14 protein-coding genes are annotated in these 19,593 nt (G+C 46.2%); 2 read left to right on the top strand and 12 right to left on the bottom strand.

Going from position 1 to position 19,593, the window contains the following annotated elements; genetic code table 11:
• Nucleotides 1-57: 57 nt before the first annotated feature.
• From rpsT to OXH39_02235, 10 genes are all read right to left on the bottom strand, one after another.
• The gene (rpsT, locus tag OXH39_02190; protein MCY3549240.1) at nt 58-330 is read right to left on the bottom strand and encodes a 30S ribosomal protein S20; all 273 of its coding nucleotides are present in this window, start codon (nt 328-330) and stop codon (nt 58-60) included.
• A gap of 169 nt (nt 331-499) precedes the next feature.
• On the bottom strand, nt 500-2,314 hold the full coding sequence (locus tag OXH39_02195) for an ABC transporter ATP-binding protein (GenBank protein ID MCY3549241.1): 1,815 nt from the start codon (nt 2,312-2,314) through the stop codon (nt 500-502).
• The gene (locus OXH39_02200; GenBank protein MCY3549242.1) at nt 2,307-4,157 is read right to left on the bottom strand and encodes an ABC transporter ATP-binding protein; all 1,851 of its coding nucleotides are present in this window, start codon (nt 4,155-4,157) and stop codon (nt 2,307-2,309) included. Before OXH39_02200 ends, OXH39_02195 begins: the two co-directional genes overlap by 8 nt.
• A gap of 358 nt (nt 4,158-4,515) precedes the next feature.
• Complete coding sequence (locus OXH39_02205; protein ID MCY3549243.1) at nt 4,516-5,781, bottom strand: ABC transporter permease; 1,266 nt, start codon at nt 5,779-5,781, stop codon at nt 4,516-4,518.
• Between the two features lie 45 nt (nt 5,782-5,826).
• A complete protein-coding gene (locus tag OXH39_02210) occupies nt 5,827-7,545 on the bottom strand; it encodes an RNA polymerase sigma factor (GenBank protein MCY3549244.1) in 1,719 nt (572 codons plus the stop codon).
• Nucleotides 7,546-7,816: 271 nt separating this feature from the next.
• The gene (locus OXH39_02215) at nt 7,817-9,220 is read right to left on the bottom strand and encodes an ABC transporter permease subunit (protein MCY3549245.1); all 1,404 of its coding nucleotides are present in this window, start codon (nt 9,218-9,220) and stop codon (nt 7,817-7,819) included.
• Nucleotides 9,221-9,374: 154 nt separating this feature from the next.
• Nucleotides 9,375-10,898: an ABC transporter permease subunit gene (locus OXH39_02220; protein ID MCY3549246.1), complete on the bottom strand. Its 1,524-nt coding sequence runs from the start codon at nt 10,896-10,898 to the stop codon at nt 9,375-9,377.
• A gap of 12 nt (nt 10,899-10,910) precedes the next feature.
• Nucleotides 10,911-12,614 carry an RNA polymerase sigma factor gene (locus OXH39_02225; protein MCY3549247.1) on the bottom strand — a complete coding sequence of 568 codons (1,704 nt, stop codon included), beginning with the start codon at nt 12,612-12,614 and terminating at the stop codon, nt 10,911-10,913.
• 265 nt (nt 12,615-12,879) lie between these two features.
• Entirely contained in the window at nt 12,880-13,221 is a 342-nt protein-coding gene (locus tag OXH39_02230) for an STAS domain-containing protein (GenBank protein ID MCY3549248.1), read from the bottom strand.
• Between the two features lie 118 nt (nt 13,222-13,339).
• Nucleotides 13,340-13,534: a hypothetical protein gene (locus tag OXH39_02235; protein ID MCY3549249.1), complete on the bottom strand. Its 195-nt coding sequence runs from the start codon at nt 13,532-13,534 to the stop codon at nt 13,340-13,342.
• Nucleotides 13,535-14,044: 510 nt separating this feature from the next.
• Here OXH39_02235 and OXH39_02240 point away from each other — a divergent pair.
• Entirely contained in the window at nt 14,045-15,805 is a 1,761-nt protein-coding gene (locus tag OXH39_02240) for a hypothetical protein (protein MCY3549250.1), read from the top strand.
• 186 nt (nt 15,806-15,991) lie between these two features.
• Nucleotides 15,992-17,926 carry an SPOR domain-containing protein gene (locus OXH39_02245; protein MCY3549251.1) on the top strand — a complete coding sequence of 645 codons (1,935 nt, stop codon included), beginning with the start codon at nt 15,992-15,994 and terminating at the stop codon, nt 17,924-17,926.
• Nucleotides 17,927-18,363: 437 nt separating this feature from the next.
• On the opposite strand, the gene OXH39_02250 is transcribed toward OXH39_02245, so the two are convergent.
• Together OXH39_02250 and OXH39_02255 are read right to left on the bottom strand one after the other, a co-directional pair.
• Nucleotides 18,364-19,173: a class I SAM-dependent methyltransferase gene (locus OXH39_02250; protein ID MCY3549252.1), complete on the bottom strand. Its 810-nt coding sequence runs from the start codon at nt 19,171-19,173 to the stop codon at nt 18,364-18,366.
• A gap of 142 nt (nt 19,174-19,315) precedes the next feature.
• Nucleotides 19,316-19,593 (bottom strand): hypothetical protein (locus tag OXH39_02255; protein ID MCY3549253.1); only part of this gene is annotated, 278 nt, incomplete at its 5' end.

Genomic DNA, 19,593 nt, shown 5'->3' on the forward strand with positions numbered 1-19,593 from the left:
TTCGGTACCTCGCGAACTCCCTTTGTTAGCACCAAGTCATCCAATAGAGCGTCAAAATTACGCTGCTTCTGCAGTAAGGGCGTTCAGCTTGCGGGTGAGTCGGGACTTTTGGCGATTCGCTGTCCCTTTTTTGATGACACCTTTACTGGCAGCTCTATCCAAGAGACTTACCGTGGTCCGGCACAATTCTTGTGCTGTATCAACGTTGCCTGCCTCAAGCGCAGTTTCCGTTTGTTTCAGCACTGTTCGCAATGTCACTTTGCGATGCCGATTGCGTATCCGTTTCGTTTCATCCGCCCGTGCGTGTTTCTTTGCAGATTGTCGATGCAAAACTCATACTCCTTGTTATGAACATGTCCTCAAGAATCGAGGCGTTGCGTATCTTTTACGATATGTGTACTTAATGATACCACAAAATATCGGGTTTGTCCACAATTTTTGTAATGATGGAAAAGTTGGTGCCAGCATACCCAGAGCGGCGCAGTGCGAAGTAGATATTTCATTGATACTTTTCTGACTGCATTCGGTAGAGTGTTGCATACCTACCGCCTTTGTTCATCAGTTGTTCGTGGGTACCTTCCTCAAGGATTTTCCCTTCGTCAATGACGAGAATCCTGTCTGCCATACGAACTGTTGAGAAACGATGGGAGATTAACAACGTTGTCACGCCTTGTGTGAGCGTTTTGAAACGTTGAAAGAGAGCATATTCGGATTCTGCATCGAGAGCGGCTGTCGGTTCATCCAAGATTAAGATTTCTGCGTCCCTCATAAAGGCACGTGAGATGGCGATTTTCTGCCACTCTCCGCCGGATAAATCGGTGCCGCCGTCAAAATGCCGTCCCAGTAAAGTTTGATATCCATCAGATAGTTGTGAAACGACGGTATCTGCTTGACCTTGCTCCGCTGCCTGAATCACCGCCGATTCGTTGTTGACCTGTTCTACGTTCCCGATACCGATGTTTTCCGCCGCGGTTAGGAAAAAGTGTGAAAAATCCTGAAAGACTGGGGCAATTTTCTGGCGTAGACTCTCAAGGTGATACTGATGTAAGGGGACATCGTCGATGAATATCTGTCCCTCTGTTGGGTCATAAAAACGGCAGAGGAGTTTTATAAGTGTCGTTTTACCAGCACCGTTTTCGCCAACGATGGCGAGCGTCTCTCCAGCATTTACTGAGAAGGAGATGTCGCTGAACACGGTGTTCTCACGTCCCGGATACCGGAAAGAGACGTTCCTGAATTCGATGGTTCGGTTAATGTGGGAAAATGCTTCGGCGGACTCACCGGTTTTCACAGTAGGCTCCAACTCGAAGAAGGATGATAAAGTATGAAATTCTATTGTGGAGCCGGTCAGATTCCCAATTTTTAAGGTCAGCTGCCAGAACGCCGCCTGTAAGCCATTCACAATCGAAAAATACATTGCTACCTCGCCAACGGTAATCTTCCCTTGAAACGCGATCAGCACGACGTAGATGTAGAGAAGTGTGAGTCCGATACCGTGTAGGAGTGTAAAAAGCAGGGTGATTTTGGTGTGTGAGATTCTCACAGACAGGAATCGTTTGAAAAGTGTATCAAAAAGTTCCCGGTACCGATTGATAAAGTAGGCACCCAGATTAAAGAGTTTTATCTCTTTTACGGACTCAAGATTAAAAAGGAGTCCATGGAAGTATCCCAATTGACGGGATTCCGGCAGCTGGTCCCAACGGGTGTCAAAAGCGTATTGGTGATGGCGATATTCTGCGAAGAGATGGGGTAAAGCGACGAGGAGCATTACAATCGGGATAAAGGGGTTGATTGTTACCGTTAAACTTAAGAGCGAAATGAGCGTAATGCCGTTGCTAATCGTGGATGACAGCACCCAAAGCATGCCTTCAAGGAGCGTTGAGTTTTCTCTGAGGAAGCGGAGTTGATCGTAAAATTTGTTCTCATCAAAGTATGCCAGTCCGGTGAGTTGCGATGCTTTTTTCATGACCTGCTCGTCTATGTCAGCAATGAGCAGATCTGAGAGCGTAGAGCGAACAACATCTGATGCTGGATTCATAATGAACGGAAGGATGTTACAGAGGATACAGCCGATGCCGAGAAGGATTGTTGTCGTTTCCAGTGCAGTTCCGGTCTTTACGATGGCTACCACGTCGTTGACGAGGTGATTGAGCAGGAACGCGGAAGTCGCGGGAAGACTGCTGGAAATAACAAGAAACAGCAAAAGTAAAGAGGTGCGTTTGGCTGAAGTCTGCCAAGCGAAGGCAAGTACCTTCAGACTCATTTTCACAGTATCGACGGCCAATGTCTTCCAAGAAAGTAGTTTTTTAAACATCGTAATGTTCCGCTTGGAGGGTGTAGAGTCGGGCATATAATCCGTTGTCTTTCATCAATTTTTCGTGAGACCCTTCTTCGATCACTTTTCCATCATCAAGAACAAGGATTCGCTCCGCCATACGTACAGTTGACATGCGATGAGAAATCAGGACGGTTGTTTTCTCTTTCGTTAATTCCTGAAACCGGGCATAGATATCGTGCTCACTACGGACATCAAGGGCTGCGGTGGGTTCATCCAAGATGAGGAGTTGCGCGTCTCGAGTGAGGGCGCGAGCAAGTGCTATTTTTTGCCATTGTCCACCTGAGAGTTCTGTTCCATCTTCAAACTGACGCGAGAGGACGGTTTCATATCCCTTTGGGAGTTGGTCGATAAAATCGGCACCTGCTTTTTCCGCGGCTTCCTTGATATGCTCTAATTCAGAAAGTCGGTCAACATTACCAAGGCCGATATTTTCCTGTGCACTGAGTTGGTATTTGAGAAAACTCTGATCCACGACGCTCATTTGGGCGCGTAGATCGTCCAGATCATAGTGATGAATGGGGACATTATCGAGATGAATATCTCCATCACTCGGATCATACATTCGTGTGATTAATTTCACTAAGGTCGTTTTGCCAGCACCATTTTTTCCAACGATGGCGACGGTTTCTCCAGCGTGAATGTTCAAGCAAATACCGTCCAAAATCTTTCGGTCTGTGTTTGGATAAGAAAAGGAGACATTTCTCAATTCAATGCCTTTTTGAAAGGGGCGTGGTGCCTTTTTGGCGAACGCTTTCGGGGTCATTTTAATGACTGGCTTCCTTTTAAGAAAATCATAAAGGTGGGTTAAAAAACTCCCAACGTGGTGCATAAAGGCGAAGTTGAAAAGGGAGGTGCTCATGCTCGTCCAGATGATAAGGACGGCACCCGCGTAGGCAGTGAGTTCACCGACACTTAACTCGCCGCGAATCGTCTGTCGAAAAAGGGCAACATACACGACACACACGGCTGTACCGCCCAATAAGGCATAGAGTGAAAGCGTACGAAACTCACGCTTTCGGACAGACCAGAGCACGCCGAGAACCCGAGTAAAGATACGCCGATACTTTCCAAAAAAGAAATTGTGTAGCCCAAAAATACGCACATCTTTAGCGGTATCGTGAGAGAGGAACTGATTTCTGAAGTAATCGAGTTTTCGAGCCTCAGGTGCTTGAAATTGAAGCGCGATTCCAAAGAGGTTTGCGTATTTATAGTGCGCTAATGCGTAGGGTAACGCGCAAAACATTAGAAGGAGGGGTGCCAGTGGATGAAACAAGGATAGGAAGATGGCTACGGAAATCAGTGCCCAAAAATCGCTGCCAGCCTGAAAAGCGTAGATAACTAAGTCGGCACTACTTCCTTCGACACGCCGAACCCGTTGGAGTTGGTCATGCAGTTTTGGATCTTCAAAGTGTGCGATGCCTGGATGTTGGTTGGCAGTTTCCATGACGAGGAGTGCCACATACCGACGCATCTTATCACCAAGGACGCTTTTCACGAGAAGAAAAATCGGCTCCATTATTTGCATGACGACTGTGGCAAGTGCTAATCCAATCAAAAGTGGAGCCGCGTCCCAAAAACTCTGATCGTTCGTATCAGTGATAGCGATGACCATATTAATTGCATCCTTGCTTAAGTAAAGGATGAAGACCGGTAACACGCCTTGGATGAGCATTAGGAAAAACAGGACGACTGTCTCAACTTTTCCTGCGCGCCATATCATGCCGAAGGCGCGGAAAATCGCTTTGTATACTGGACCCCATTCTTTTACAGGAGGATTCCACTGTTCAAGTTGGATGTCAGATTCTTTCTGTTGTTCCATCAAATTCTTCGGGCTTGAAATTTTGCTCTTGAGTGTGTGGAAGAAAGCCCGCTCCTTGTATCAGACTCTTTATTATAGTAACCTAAGTTGCTATCTTTGTAGCAGAATGTGTTAGATTGTGCTGGTTTTTGTAGCATAGACTGTTAGTCTGTGCTTCTGCGTGCGCAAACTGAAAGTTTACGCTACAAAAATGCAGGTTTCATAACTAAAATCTTGTAGGTAGCAACTTGGGTTATAGTAGTAAAGTCTATAATTATTTGGACATTGGCGATAGGCGAGGATACAATCCTCGCCAGCGGCGGTGAGGCTCGTTTGATGAATAACTATCTACATATTTTTGGGCTTTACTGTGTAAATGCTAATTCTCGGTGTGGAGCGCGTCGACAGGTGAAAGCTGCGCCGCCCGCATCGCAGGATAGACACCGAACCCCACACCCATAACAATCGAGAAAATAACGGAAGTCAATATCCACGAAAAGGAGAGGACAACGGGCCACGTCTCCACAATTGGCACAATCCGCACCGCAAGCCATGCCATTCCGTGTGCTGCACCCCAACCGCCCGCGATGCCGAGCACCTCACCACACAAACAGAGGCAGATCGATTCCGTCAAAAATTGGCAAAAAATGTGAATTCGTTTCGCACCGACTGATCTCCTTAAACCTATCTCCCGCGTCTTTTCACCAACAGAAACGAGACAGATATTCATGATACCGACACCGCTGACGAACAGCGAGAAACCCGCAATGCTGCCCAAGGCGATCTTTATCACCTTTTGAATATGATCCAACCGCTTGAAGGTCAGTTTCGGTTTATAAGCCTCGATAAAGCCATCCAGTCTCGGGTGTCTTTTACGCACGATATCCTTAACAGAAGCACTGATACTGTTAATATCGCCCCCCTTTTGAAAAAAGACAATCAGGTATTCAATGTCGTGCTTGCCTGTAAGCCGTTGTTGATATGTTGTCAGTGGGACACATAAGGCATCATCCAAGGAATAGGACCAGGTGAGGCTACGACCCTTGGATTTCATGACCCCTACAACACGCATCCGTACTGTCTTTTGCGGCCAATGATGACGGACCTTTACCTCTTGCCCGACTGGAGACGCTTCTCCGAACAGTTCCATAGCGGAGTCTGCCCCCAAGACACAGACTTGTGCTGCAGTTTCTATATCGTTTTCGGTGAGAAATCTGCCGTCTTGTAACTCCCAACCCATGCCGAGCGCATAGTCTGCAGTCGCAGCTTCTAAAAGGACCCTGGTTTGATTCCCATTTCGGTTGGTAACCAAGATTTCAAAATCTTCATAATTGGGCAAAACATATAGTACTTCGGGGCATTCTGCCTCAATTGCAAAAGCGTCTTTAAAGGTATATCGCTCAGTAGGAGGTCGGACGAGCCGTCCGCGTTTGAAGCTGGAGTGGAGCGTAAAGATTGTGAACTGATTTGCACCACCAAGTTTTTCGATATCTTCGGCGATGATCTTTTTCCCACCATCACCGATAGCGATCATACACAGCACACCCGCAATCCCGATGAAGATGCCGAGAATGGACAATCCGGCACGGAGTCTATTTTGCGCGAGGGGCTTCACACCCGCGGTGATAACGTCACGAAGTTTCATTTTGGATTTTCCTGTAAGCAATATTAGGTTTTGAGGAGTGTTGCCCTACTTCTGGCCGAGCACCTTCAGAAACGCTTCATCATCCTTTACATCTGAAAATTCAGGTGTCTCAAGGAAATTCGGGTAGTATGTATCCTGATTATAAGGATTTCTCACATAGTAATCCTGAGCGACTTTTAGATGATGTAAAGTTTTTTCTCTGTCCTTCTCAGAAGCCCAGATGCTTGCGGCAAGTTGGAAGTGGGCATAATGGTTGTCATCTTCCAAATCAATGGCGGCTTGTAGGAAGTGTTTCGCCTCGTTATACTTCTTTGACCACAACAGACAACAACCGATATCGTGAGCAAGCCACATAAGGTTGCTGAGATTTACAGGTTGACCCGCATCCAGTTTTTTCAACTCTCCTTCCAGATATGTACGCACTTCCGTAAAAATTTGATCGAAACGATCCCAATCTCCCTGTTTACCGTACATGAGAAGTCGATTTTCTTTCACAATCAACCAGAATTGAAAATAATGCTTTGAATCGGGTTCATTGTTAGCATGTTCTAACTTTTCTATTTCAAGGAGTGCCTCATCGAACCTGTCGTTGCCTCGTAGGACATCTATTCCGGTTTGGAGGAACTCGCCACGACTGAAGTAACTCACGCCAGGGTTCTCTAATCGTTCAGAGGCGTCATTATAAAGTTGAATCCAGTCATCTATACGATCTTCCGCCGCCCAACATCCAGCTACGCTTAAAGTGGAGGCAGCCTCCAACACATATTTATCTGGCAAGTGCTGGCACGTCCAACGGTAAAGCCGAGCGTGTTCCTCAATAGCTTCTCGATTTCTTTCAAGAGAAGCGAGACTGTAAACCAACGCCTCACGCGACCAGAAACGCTCCGTATCATTTGGTGCATCCTCCATATACTTACGGAGTAGAGATATCCGTTTTTCCATGCCAAGTTTACCCATATAGGGGTATATTTCATCGGCAGCAAGATGCACCAATTCAGGCGTGATTTCACCCTTAAGGGCATCTTCAATCTCGTTACAGGCTTCTGTAAGAATATCCGCTCTTGATGCGGGATCGGATTTTACTTGTTCTATGAAGGCATCGAACTTGTTGCGAATTTCTTCTAATTGTCTCATGACGTTCTCCTTCAGATTATCTGATAATTGTAAATGACCGAAGAATTCTTGATCTAAGAATTCGTGGTCTGTTCGTAAACGCTTTCGCGCGCGTTGGAGTCTACTCGTAATTGTATTCACCGACACTTCCAAGAGTTTGCCGATCTCTTTCGTTGACATTTCGTCGAGATAGTAGAGTGTTACAACTGCGCGTTCATTCTCTGGAAGTTTTTCCAAAAGTTTTTGGACAAGTTCATGGTAACGTTCGGTGCTCTCTGTCATCCGCTGTTCCGATATATGATGTGTATAAGAGGATTCCTCGATTTCTTCCGGGCGTGTGTCCTCCAACGATTGCATCACAAGTTTTTGTTCTTGCTGCCGCTTTTGCTTTCGTAACCAATCAATGCAAAGCCGATTTGCGGTAACATGAAGCCACCCGGCAAATTGATTGGGGTTCCTGAGTGTTGGCAGTTTTTTGTATGCCTTAAGGAAGGTGTCTTGCATGATCTCTTCCGCATAGTGGAAATCGTTAATCTTTCGCCATGCAAGGGCGTGAATACTCTTTTGGTACTTTTCGACCAAGGTGCTGAATGCAGCGTCGTTGCCCGATAAAATTTCGCGGATCAATTGAACATCGTCTCCTCTTTCCACGGGATTTCCTCCTAATGAACAGATTGGATCGTGTTGCATTCGCCAACATGGTTAATGAAATGTCGGATTTTGTAAAATTAAGCAGTCCGATGCGGTTCGCACCTTCTATAATTTAAAGACGAAAGTTTGACGAAAAAACGTGCATTGGGTCAAAAAAGATGAAAAAATATGAATTTTTTACGGATGGAACAGCAAAAAGGGCAGGCAGCACAAATACTTTCTGGCGTGCAGTGTCCGAAGAAAAGAACACGCGGAACTTGAAAACTATACGCTAAACTTCAACGCGTACAAATGCAAGGAACGCTCCGGAGAGAAAAACAACGAAAAACAACGTTAGCAACAGCAGATCTACTGCTGCAGCGTTGAAATCGCGACCGAGACTGAGCGTATCTTCAAACGTTGGAATTGATTCTGGGCTGATGGGCTTTTTCGACATACCCTCATAAACCCCAATGATATGCGGACTTTCGGGATCGGCTCTATCCATATCCGAGACGAATTCTCGGTATTCACGGGCATAACGCTGCACGTTCTCCACGAATTGTTGGTGCCGTTCAAACCCAGTGCCAGCAAAAACCTCAAGAAGATGCTGGACAAGCACGACTGGTGAGACGCGGGTGACAGAACGCGCCAGTTGAATTTGGGCATGCTGTTGCGCTAAGTATTCGTGGATCAAACGTTCCCGCCCCGTCACATCTTTGATAACATATTCACCCGCGAACTCCATTTTTTGCGCTGAATCCTTAGGCATGTCTTGCAAACGAGCCTCGTATTCACCCTTAAGTTCACCTACAAATTGCATCGCGCGTTCGTTGAATTCATAATAAGTCATTGATGGTGAAAATCCGCTTGCAATAGAGGCAAGCGTACTCGGCATGAAAACCACGAAGGTGACCCACATCAATAGAAGGATCACAAGACTCGCTGCACTCCGCCGCACACGCGACGACACCAACAAACCTAACGCAAGAAACAGGCACAGGTACAGCATCGCAATGAAAAGGATAACGCCTAAACGGCTCCACGTATCAGTACCAAGTTGGACCTCGCTGGCCGTGGAAATTACCAACAGGTTCATCAAAATCGCGAGCACAAACGGGACGCTAATACTGACCAACGCGCCTAAAAATTTCCCAATCAACACGGTATGACGCGGGACAGGGTTTGCCAGCGTCAAACGGAGTGTCCCATGCTCGCGTTCGCCAGAAATCGAATCAAAGGTGAACAGGATCGCAATGAGACTCAAGACGTACCCGATCACAAACCCCCAATCTATTTTGATAGTGTCCGGACGAATATTTTGTCGATTGAGCGTCGCAGGCATATAATCTAACTGCCAGAAGCCTGCTAAGTCATCGGTGGCCCAAGCGTAAAATCCGCCGTAGACATTGTCAGCCAAAAAGTCCTCACCGCCATCTGCACAGAAATGGAGAGACGACGGTTTTTTGTAAAGGTATCCAGGACCCACTTGGGCAATCAGATACAAACTCGTTCGGGATTTTAAGCGATTCAACGATTCTGTGACGGCATCATGATATTTCTGCATCCGCACAGGATGTTCCTGCAGATGCACAATCGCATTGATCAGCATCAAGCCGAGAAGCAATACTGTTGCCAGCGCAAATCGGAGACTATTCAGATTATCATAAATTTCTCGTTTCGCAATATGCCACATTGGTTATCAGTCCTCAGTTATCAGTTTTCAGAAGATTGGTTATAGGTTATAAGTGGTAGGTTATAAGTAAAGAGCGGTGTTTTGCTTGGGTGTTCTTCGCGGAGTCCCTGAACCCTCTTAACTTATAACTTATAACTGTTAACTTATAACTATTCTACACTTCACTTCTTTGGAAAACCAGAAATATCCCGATGAATAGGACGAGGTTGATTATCAACAGTAGAAAAATATCTGTAAACGCACGTGCTGCATTTATTTGGACATCGCTTCTCTGAAAAGAAAACTGAGGTAAACTGTCCCAATCCACCGCGCCCTTGTCGGCAGAAAACCATTGTTGCGATCCGAAAGCGTCCTTATCATAGTAATAATCTATCAAGGTCCGTCGGTGCCTTCGCGCCGCTTCAAAAAAATCTCTGAGTCCGCGCAAGTCTGTCCCCGCCCACGCTTGCGTTGCAGCGTCGTACATCCCGACTGGTGAACCTCTCAAGAGGATGCGATCGACAATCGCTGGTTGAACGAAGATAGTTTCGAGTGCCTGTTTTCGGACAAGCCATGCGCGTTCTGCGGTGTTGATGATCTGCGGTCCGAGGAAGCGGTAATAATCCTGTGCGTGTGGTATTTGCGGTTTGGATGCTTCACTAAGTTCCTCAATGTATGAAACAGCGTGGTAATCATACCTAAGTGTTGATGAATCTTTATGAAAGTATTCGTCACTTGATCCCCATATCCAATTCGGATCTGCGTCTACCATACCAAAATCCGGATCTTCCCCTGGAAAGGCATCATTCGCAAGGAAGTGCTTTCGCTCTCTGTCGAATGCCTCCCATATCTGTTTGATTTCCTCGTAAGCGGATACCATACGTGGTTGAGAAGTCTGCGGAGGGGCAATCGCGGCGAGAACCGCGTTTGGATACACCAACACCCAAAATCCCCAGACAAACATAGCAAGCATCAGCGCAGTACCGGTTCTGCGGGTTACTGCTGAAATTAGCATGCCGATGAGGTAGAATACCGACAGATAGACAATTGAACTCAATATAATCCCACCGATACGGAGGAAATCACCCATACTCAGAGAAATGAACGTGGATGTTGTCAGCAAAATAACCGCGAGGAGTAGACTTATCAGCAACGGAACAAGCAAGCAGAGCATCGCACTGATATATTTCGCAAGCAGGATTTGACCGCGACGCACCGGATGCGTTAGCACCAAACGCAATGTGCCACGCTCGCGTTCCCCAGCAATGGCATCGTAGGCGAAAATAAGTGCTATGAGGCTCAGAACGACCTCAAAAATAAAAACAATATCAATCGAAGTGAAGAGGTTGAGAAGTGGATTCGTCAATTTATACGTTCCAGTATCCCACAGCGTCGGCACAAAACTGTGAGATATCCAAATCTCGTTGCCCAGCCGTTTATCCAACCCGACATTGAAAATACTCAACGGATTTGGTGGACGGGCAACGTTCAATCTTCCACCCGAATAGGTTTTCCATCCCTGTGAGCGCCGATCCTCGGTTTTGAGAGCCGTGTTGTAAGCGGCTAACCGTCGCTCGTAATCCTTGATAAGCACAAAGGTGTTGGCGACAACAAGCAACAACATAATTAAGACTGCTGCAGCGAAGCGGAACGTCATTAGGTTATCGAGGAGTTCTCGGCGGATGAGCGTTGTTAGCATGAAGTCTTCCTTTTACTTCTGCCCCAGAACCTTCAGAAACTCTGGATCATCCTTAACATCTGAAAATTCGGGAGTCTCAAGAAATTCCGGATAGTAGCTATTCAGATAATTGTAGGTGGTAACCACATACTTGTCCTGAGCGACCTTCAAATGGTGTAAAGTCTTCTCTCGATTTTTCTCAGATGCCCAGATGCTCACAGCGAGCATGAAGTGACTATGTTCATTCCAATTTTCCAAATCGATGGCGAGTTGTAACAAAGGTTTCGCCTCGTTATACTTCTTCGACCATACCAGACAACAACCAATATTGTGAGCAGCCCAAATAAGTTCGTAAGTATTTACAGGAAAACCTGCATCCAGTTTTTTCAACTCTCCTTCAATAAATGTGTTCGTTTCCGTATAGACTTGATCGAGACGATCCCAATTTTCCTGTTTGCTATACAACAGCAGTCGATTCTCTCTTATAGCCAACCAGAACCTAAAATAACTCCTCCAACCGGGTTTGCCATTGGCACGTTCCAACTTTTCTATTTCAAGAAGTGCCTCCTTTAACCTGTCGTTCCTTCGTAATATCTCTGCTCCGAATTGCAGAAACATGCAACGACTGTACTGACTCACTTCAGGGTTCTCTAAGCGTTCAGATGCCTCATTGTAAAGTTTAAGCCAGTCATCAATACGACCTTCCGCTTTCCAACAGCCAGCAGTGGTCAGATTGGAAACAATCCGCAACACATATTTTTCTGACTGCTTGCATGCCCAACGGTAAAGACGCATCTGCTCCTCAATAGCTTCTCGGTTTCTCCGAAGAAAAGCAAGGCTATGCACTAAAGATTTATGCGACCAGTAACGTTCTGTATCATCTGGCGCGTTATCCATATACTTACGGAGTAAAGGCACCCGTTTTTCCATGCCGAGACTACCCATACGCGAGTACATATCATCAACTACAAGATGCACCAACTCAGGTGTGATTTCACCCTTAAGCGCATCTTCAATCTCGTTGGCTGCCTCCTTAAGAATATCCTCTCTTGATGCAGGGTCAGATTTTACTTGTTCCATGAATGCATCGAACTTGCTGCGAAGTTGCGCTAATTGATTCATAATATTCTCCTTCAGGTTATCTGATAATTCTGAATGACCAAGGAATTCTTGATCTGCTTGTAGACGCTTTCGCGCTCGGTGGAGTCGACTTGCGATTGTGTTGACCGACACCCCCAAGAATTTGCTGATCTCTTTCGTTGGCATTTCGTCAAGATAGTAGAGTGTTACGACCGTGCGTTCATTTTCTGGCAGTTTTTCCAAAAGTTTTTGGACAAACTCATGGCAGTACTCCGTTCTCTCTGTCATCCACTGTTCCGACATATAATGTATATAAGAGGATTCCTCGATTTCTTCCAGACGGGCACCCTCCAGCGATTGCATGGTAGGTTGTTGCTGCCGTATCCGCGTTTGCTTTCGTATCCAATCAATGCAAAGCCGATTTGCCATGACATGGAGCCACCCGGCAAATTGATTTGGATTCTTGAGGGTCGGAAGTTTTTTGTATGCCTTAAGGAAGACATCTTGCATAATCTCTTCCGCATAGTGATAATCGCCGATCTTCCCCCACACAAGGGTATGAACGCTCTTTTGGTACTTTTCGACCAAGGTCCCAAACGCAGCATCATCGCCCAATAAAATTTTGCGGATTAGTTGAACATCGTCTTCTCTTTCCACGAAATTTCCCCCTAATGACCCTATTGGATCGTGTATGCCTTCGCCAAAAAGTTTAATCATAAACCACGTTTTATGCAATAAAACAATATGGGGCAATTTACACCCTCTATTATTAAAGACGAAATTTTGGGCAAAAATCTTGCATTTTGGGAAAAAAAATGAAAAAACTTGAATTTTTTAGAATTTGTTTTGTGAGTGTCGGGCAAGAAAAAAGGGAACCGGTAAAAAACCAGTTCCCTGTGGATATTCTACTGGACTTCGACAGCTAAGCTGACAGTCCAGCAACAGCAGCGTCCTCACTGTCGAAATGTTCAAACAGATTAACCAAACGACTCAGAACAATGAGATTTTTGATATGTTTCCCGACATTGACGACACCCACGCGTCCTTGTTTTCGGGACGCAGCGGCGTATGCTTCCATCAAGGGGCCAAGACCTGAACTATCAATCCGATTGACCTGCTCGAAATTGATGAGGATGCGTGGGGTATCAGAAGCCTCTATTTGTGGCAAAATAACTTCCCGTAAGTCTGATACGGAACGTCCGCTTACCTTTCCAGTGGGTTTCAAAATCGAGATGCCATTTTGCTGGCGAATTTGCGTTGTCATTTTTTTCTCCTTTTTTTAGTTGTGGATTTTGTCACTGTTAATTGTTTTTCGATACTATTCAAACGTTCACTTTAAAGATGCGTTGACTTCACCCGAATTCTATTAAAAAACCTTCTTTTTACTTCAAATCTAAGTCTACGTCTGTTTTGAGGCGTTTATGGAGTGTTTCAAAAGACGCTCCCCAATGCCTCTCCTCTGTATGAGGATCGCGCTGTTCAGCAGGCACGATAATCTCATTATAGCCGAAAGCAAGGTAACCGATGCCGAAGAGTAACAAACAGACGAGGAGTAGATTAATCATTAGGAAACGCATTTTTTTCTCCTTATTAGAATAGGACTTGCATTTGAATTTGCAAGTGGCAATCTTGCTAAAATTTTACATCCGTTGATTTAAGTGACGCACTTTAGATGTCAAAAGGGTGCATTATTTTCAAAACGGGTGTTGAAACCAAATGAACTCAATTTTTCTCCCTTTTGCCTATATAGAGTTCGTTCAGGGAAAAAAGATAGTAAAAAATTTGTCAAAGGCATTGCTTGCAAGCCAAAGCTTGCTGAAAGTGAGGTTGTTGTTACTACAAATGAGTTCTAAAACAGTTGCATTTTTTCATTTAAAATTTTCAGAATATACAAATGTCCAGATGGTTCGTTTACTGTTCATGCTCTCTATTACTTAAAGACGAAAACTCGATCAGACAAACGTGCATTATGTGCCAAAAATGAAAAAACTGGATTTTTGGGAAGTTGTTCCGCTGTTTTTTACCAATTTTCTTTATCTTGATTTATTTTTTCAGGAGTGGTAAAATATCTTGAAGGAGACTACTTGATGAAACTGTTATCCCATCTACTGATTTTTGTGCTTGGCATCGGACTTTCCGCCACTACGGCAGCACCTGACACTCCCCCTTGGCAACCTGTAGGACAATACACACACCCTGATATCCGGGAGAGTTCCGGCATTGTCGCGAGTCGGCAGTTTGAAGGTGTCTATTGGACTCTCAACGACTCCGGTAACCCAGCAACACTCTACGCCACAAAGCTCAATGGTGAATTGATCCAAGAGGTCGCAATAAAGGGTTCTGGAAACTTCGATTGGGAGGCACTCGGTATTGACGACAAAAATCAACTCTGGATTGGCGAAATTGGGAATAACAGCAGACTGCGATTCGATCTGAAAGTCGTTGTTATCGCAGAACCGAACCCTTTCACTGAAACGGAGGCGAAGGTCATCGCGAGTTATCCGTATCGGTATCCGAACGAAAATGTGGATGCGGAGGGGCTCTTTATTGTTGAAGATATTCCTTATATTGTCTCTAAAGAAAGAGAACGTGCAGGGCTTTACCGGTTCTCAACCCTGAAAGCCGATACCAAACAGGTGTTAGAAAAGGTTGGCGAATTCCTTGACGCAAAGTTCATTACAGGCGCGGGAGTCTCAGAAGACGGGACGCGGCTTGCTGTTTGCACCTACAACGCACTCTGGGTTTATCACGGTACAGCCGGTAATTTAGCAGAAATGATTCAAAGCACACCCTGGTCCTTACCTCACAATTTCTATGGAGAAGCCGTCTGTTTTGATGGCTACGACCTCGTCTTGACAAATGAGGCACGGGACCTCTACGCGATGCCACAGTTTTGGTATGAGAGGGAATGGGCATTACCACCAAAGGATACCCAATCGGCAATTGATCTACTCCCGAAGACGGCAGCGCACGGCGTAACGGTTCAGATAGAAAATTATCGTACAGCGGGTATTGATATCAGTGGAAGCCATGTCGCTTTCACGCCAGAGGGTGTTGGAGAGACAGCGTCCTTAACCATTCCAATTAAAGTCCCTTGTCGGGATGTTTATGAGATTCGCGCCGTTTTAACACGTGGGCAGGAATATGGACACGTTCAATTATCCGTTGACGGCACTCTGGTCGGTACACCCTACGATTGCTATTCTTCTGAGCCGATAGCGGGGACGCTGGTTTCATTTGGAACTGCTCCGTTGAATGCTGGTGAGAACCAGATAAGGCTCAGTACTGTCGGGAAATCATCCGAAGCCACAGGCTATAAAATCGGTGTTGATTCCTATCAGGTGTTAAATGCCTCCCCTTATGTCAGGCGTTCCATGGTTTTAGGTCCGTTTCCCAAGACAGATGTTAGCACAGTTAAAGAACTGCTGCGTACTCAAAGTCAATTGGACCTGAAGAAGATTTACACGGGTATTGATGGCAGAGCCGTCCACTGGCAGGAAGTGACTGCAAGGGGAGATGGCTATCTTGATTTACGCAGAGACCTCAGTCCTAAATCGATGACTGTTGGATATACGTTGGTGTATATCCACGCGCCGGAACCGACCGATTCTGTGATGTTGATTGGGAGTGATGACGAAATCGCTGTTTGGTTAAACGGCACTGAAATTCATCGGAAAAGTATCAACGCTGGCGCAACGGCAGATACCGATGCGGTTCCATGTCAGCTGAAAGCGGGATGGAATAGGGTTTTGTGCCAGAAAATCGATAACGGCTGGTCCTGGGGACTCTATTTGCGATTCACAGATGCAGATGGAATTCTCAGATATGCCACTCAACCAGAAGAATAGAGAAGAGCCTCAAAGTCGCTTTTTCCAACCGCTCCCTGCATCTTCTGTTCTTTAGGTTCATTAAACCTCCACGTCTATAGAAAAATATCTTCCCTCTCCACTTGTACCCATTTTCATCAATTCAACGTTAAGCACCTTAGATAACTATATTCATTTAAGCTTAAAAACAGCAATGGGGTGTATCCGATGCAATTTAATTTTATTCGACAGAGTAGACAACACTTGCTGCTGCGAGTCGTACAAACATCTTGTATTTTCGGAATGATGCTGGCGGTTGTATCTATTTCCTCGGCGGATTCTGGCATAAGCCAGCGGGATATTTTTGTCGGTGCGAGTGCCCGCGCAGTCGGCATGGGAAGTGCTTTCACTGCCGGTCCGTCCGCGACCAACGGTTTTCTGTGGAATCCATCTTCGTTAGGATTTATGGATGGTGTGGAAGTCAATATGGGTGGGATGCCGCTTCCCGGAAATGTGTCAAGTCGCGATCAAGCGTTTTCAGTCGCTGCGAATCCGCATACCTTCGGTTTGACGGATAGGAATCTGGGAAATATCTCCTTAGCGACCTGGCTCGATGGTTGGAGAAATGACACGACGGAGTCTACACAGATCGTCCTTTTAGGATACGGACGTGCACTCGGACAGAGGGCATCGGCAGGTGCTAACCTCCGCTACTATCAGAATAACACACCCATCAGAACGAATTTCTTATGGAGTGTGGATTTGGGGATGCAATTTGCCTACCCATTGGAAAGATGGGGTGATGAACTGACAGTCGGCGTGAATTTCTCCGAACTGAGCAGCGGTATTCGAGAGAACGGCGTACTTCTTGAGAGCGCGCCCTTAGCCGCGCGTTTCGGCACAACGTATGAATTGGGCAGTGATACGCTTTTTTCTGCCGATTTTGCTGTCCGAGGATCGAACGACGCTGTTGGCGGAGAACGGTTCCGATTGCATATCGGCGCAGAACGTTGGCTCATTGATGGGCACGTCGGACTGCGACTCGGTTATACCGCTTTGACTGCTTCTGAAAGATTCTGGAATGGCGAGTTAGCGCGGGGTGTCAGTTTCCGAAACTCGGCAGGACAACTTGATTATGCCTACGTCAGTGGTAGTGAATTGGAACGAGGCATTCATTGGATTTCTGCGACATTGCGCTGGGGTGGAAACGACGCAGCCCTGGTATCGGTAGCGACGCGCACTGAAGCATCGGATGCCGATGATGCTGCGCCGATTTTAATGCCGAAAGCACTCATCGTGGACCCTGAAACCATTAATGGAGAATTAAATCTTTCCGAGCACGCGATTTCGCCGAATGGCGATGGTGTTTCGGATAGCACCACATTTCGCTTGAGTTTTGAAGATAGCATCGCTCCCCTACAGTGGCAGTTGAACATTACCGATGAATACACCGAAAGCGTCTGGAAAAAATCTGGAACCGATATTCCGGCAACGGGTATTGTCTGGGATGGGATTGCGGATACTGGCAATTTAGTCCCTGATGGCGACTATGAGGTACAACTCCACGTTGTTGACGCACAAGGCACGCCGTATCTGAAAGATATCAAGGATCTCACGATTGATCTCATTCCGACGACGTTAGAGATTTCTGGGAAAACGCCCGCAACCGTCGCTGTGAAGGCATGGGACCTCAATCCGCTTGCACATTGGAAACTTGAACTGTTTGATACAGAAAATGTGCTTGTCGAACAGATGAAGGGCGACGGTTCACCACCCGCCGAAGTCTTTTTGAACAAGGTTCAGGCACAGCCAGCTGCTACGTACACTTGCAAGCTGCAGGTTCAGGACATCGCGGGGAATCAAAGCATACAGGAAGCGCAGCTGCAACTTGGTGCTGGCAGTCAATCGGCGACAGTATCAGCAGCACGACTCACATTGATGGTTGGCTCTTTTGCACAACCCGGTAATGCTGAAATGATGGCTGCGAATCTGCAGCGTATGAATCCCGACGAGAAGGTACAAATCTATACGGCTGTGGTTGACGCGAGAACAGTGCATCGGGTAACAATTGGGGAGTTTGCAGCACGAGAAGAGGCAGCCAGTCTCAAGCAATACATTCAAGAGACGCAGGGGATTGAACCGGTATTGATTACACTTCAATAACATGGCTGTCGGTTTTCAGTACTCGGCTGTCGGTATATGGCATGCAAAACGAATATAGTTGTTACAGGGTGTTCATTATCTGAAGCAGGATTTACAAGATTCAAGGATTCACAGGATTATGGGGTTTCCTTCTTGATTGAAAACTCTCCTTTATAGAATTATAGGACTTACGCACTCCCTCTTAAAGTCCCCCTGATAAGGGGGATTTAGGGGGTTTAAATACGGAAATTACCGATTTTTGCGTCTGAATGTCCGATATTTTCTCAATTTGCGTAAGTCCTGAATTATCCAAATATTTGAGACTTACGCAATTTTCCAGCACCTACGGGCACACGCCGCTGGCGAGGTTTTAAACCTCGCCAGCAAGGCAAGCTGCGTAAGTTCGGTATAAAACGTCCTAATATTTGTTAGTAGCAACTTGGGTGAGGTATAGGTTTTTATTCAAACGTGTCGTATGGGATTCGACAGACTCCGATTAAGTCTAAACCTGTGTAGAATTGTCCCTCGGTGACGTGAAAATCGGTGGTTGTGATGCCGTGCGTCAAGTCGTCATGCGTGGCACTTATGAATGATTTTAATAACCTCCCCCCGACATCAAAACTCAGCCGTAAGAGTGGCTTCGGGAGCCAATGCCGCATTTTTAGGATATCATAGTTGAAAATCTGTTGGATGCGCTGTGCCCGGAGCTCTTGAAACTCCTCGACTTTTGAACTCCCCTGGAGTGTATAAAGCACCACATCTCTAAAATGCCTTGAAAGAAGGGCTCGGAACTCGCTGGCGTTGTATTCCCATTGGTGATAGGGCGATTGGAGACCTATAGACTCCCGAAGTGGAGAATATCGATTCGGTGTTGAAATGAGAAGCACTGCTGCGGGGTGGACCAAGCGTTTGGCGACTTCCTCCAAGAAATACTCGGGAGTTCTTAGGTATTCAATGAGATGAAAACAGCAGACGACATCAAACGTATAAGGAAAATATTTGTGAAGTTGTGAGACATCTTGGATGTAGAAATCGAGATTGGGGAGATCGTATTTTTGCTTTGCTTGTTGTATGGTCTTTTTGTCTTTGTCAACGGCGACGACCTCTTTTGCGTGTTGTGCCAATAGGTGGGCACCGTATCCCTCGCCGCATCCGAGGTCCAATACGCGCTGCCCCTGTGTGAATTGTGTTGCGTATTCATAGACGGCGCGATACTGACAGTAAAATGGATGATTCTCTTTTTGTGTTGGATCTGTTCTTTCTGCCATGAGAAAAGGTCTCCTGATGTGTAAAACCTACAATTAACGATACACTTATGAAAGGCGGGGTTGATAGAAGAAATCCACAGACGAAATTTACCACCTCGACTCTCTTCAGTCTCGTAGAGGCGGTATCTGTGTAGAACTATGGTTATCGGCGGCGCAGCCCCCACTTTTTAGGATTTTTCAGGCGTGCGTCTCCCATACGTATCGGTTCCCCCTCGGATGTCTGCCACTCTGAAAGCGGGGCGTACTGATGTGGGACGGTGGTTTTCTTCGCGGGGGCGGCGGTCTGTGCGGGTGTTCGCGATTTTGAAAGTCCTATCCTGCGATGTGTATCGGTGGTTTCCCTCGCAGTCGGTGCAGGAGACAACCTTCTCACAGGGAACCGGTTCGCATGTGAGGTGTTCAACCAGAGTGTCGCGTTGA

This window comes from Candidatus Poribacteria bacterium, from assembly GCA_026702755.1.
Classification (GTDB): domain Bacteria; phylum Poribacteria; class WGA-4E; order WGA-4E; family WGA-3G; genus WGA-3G.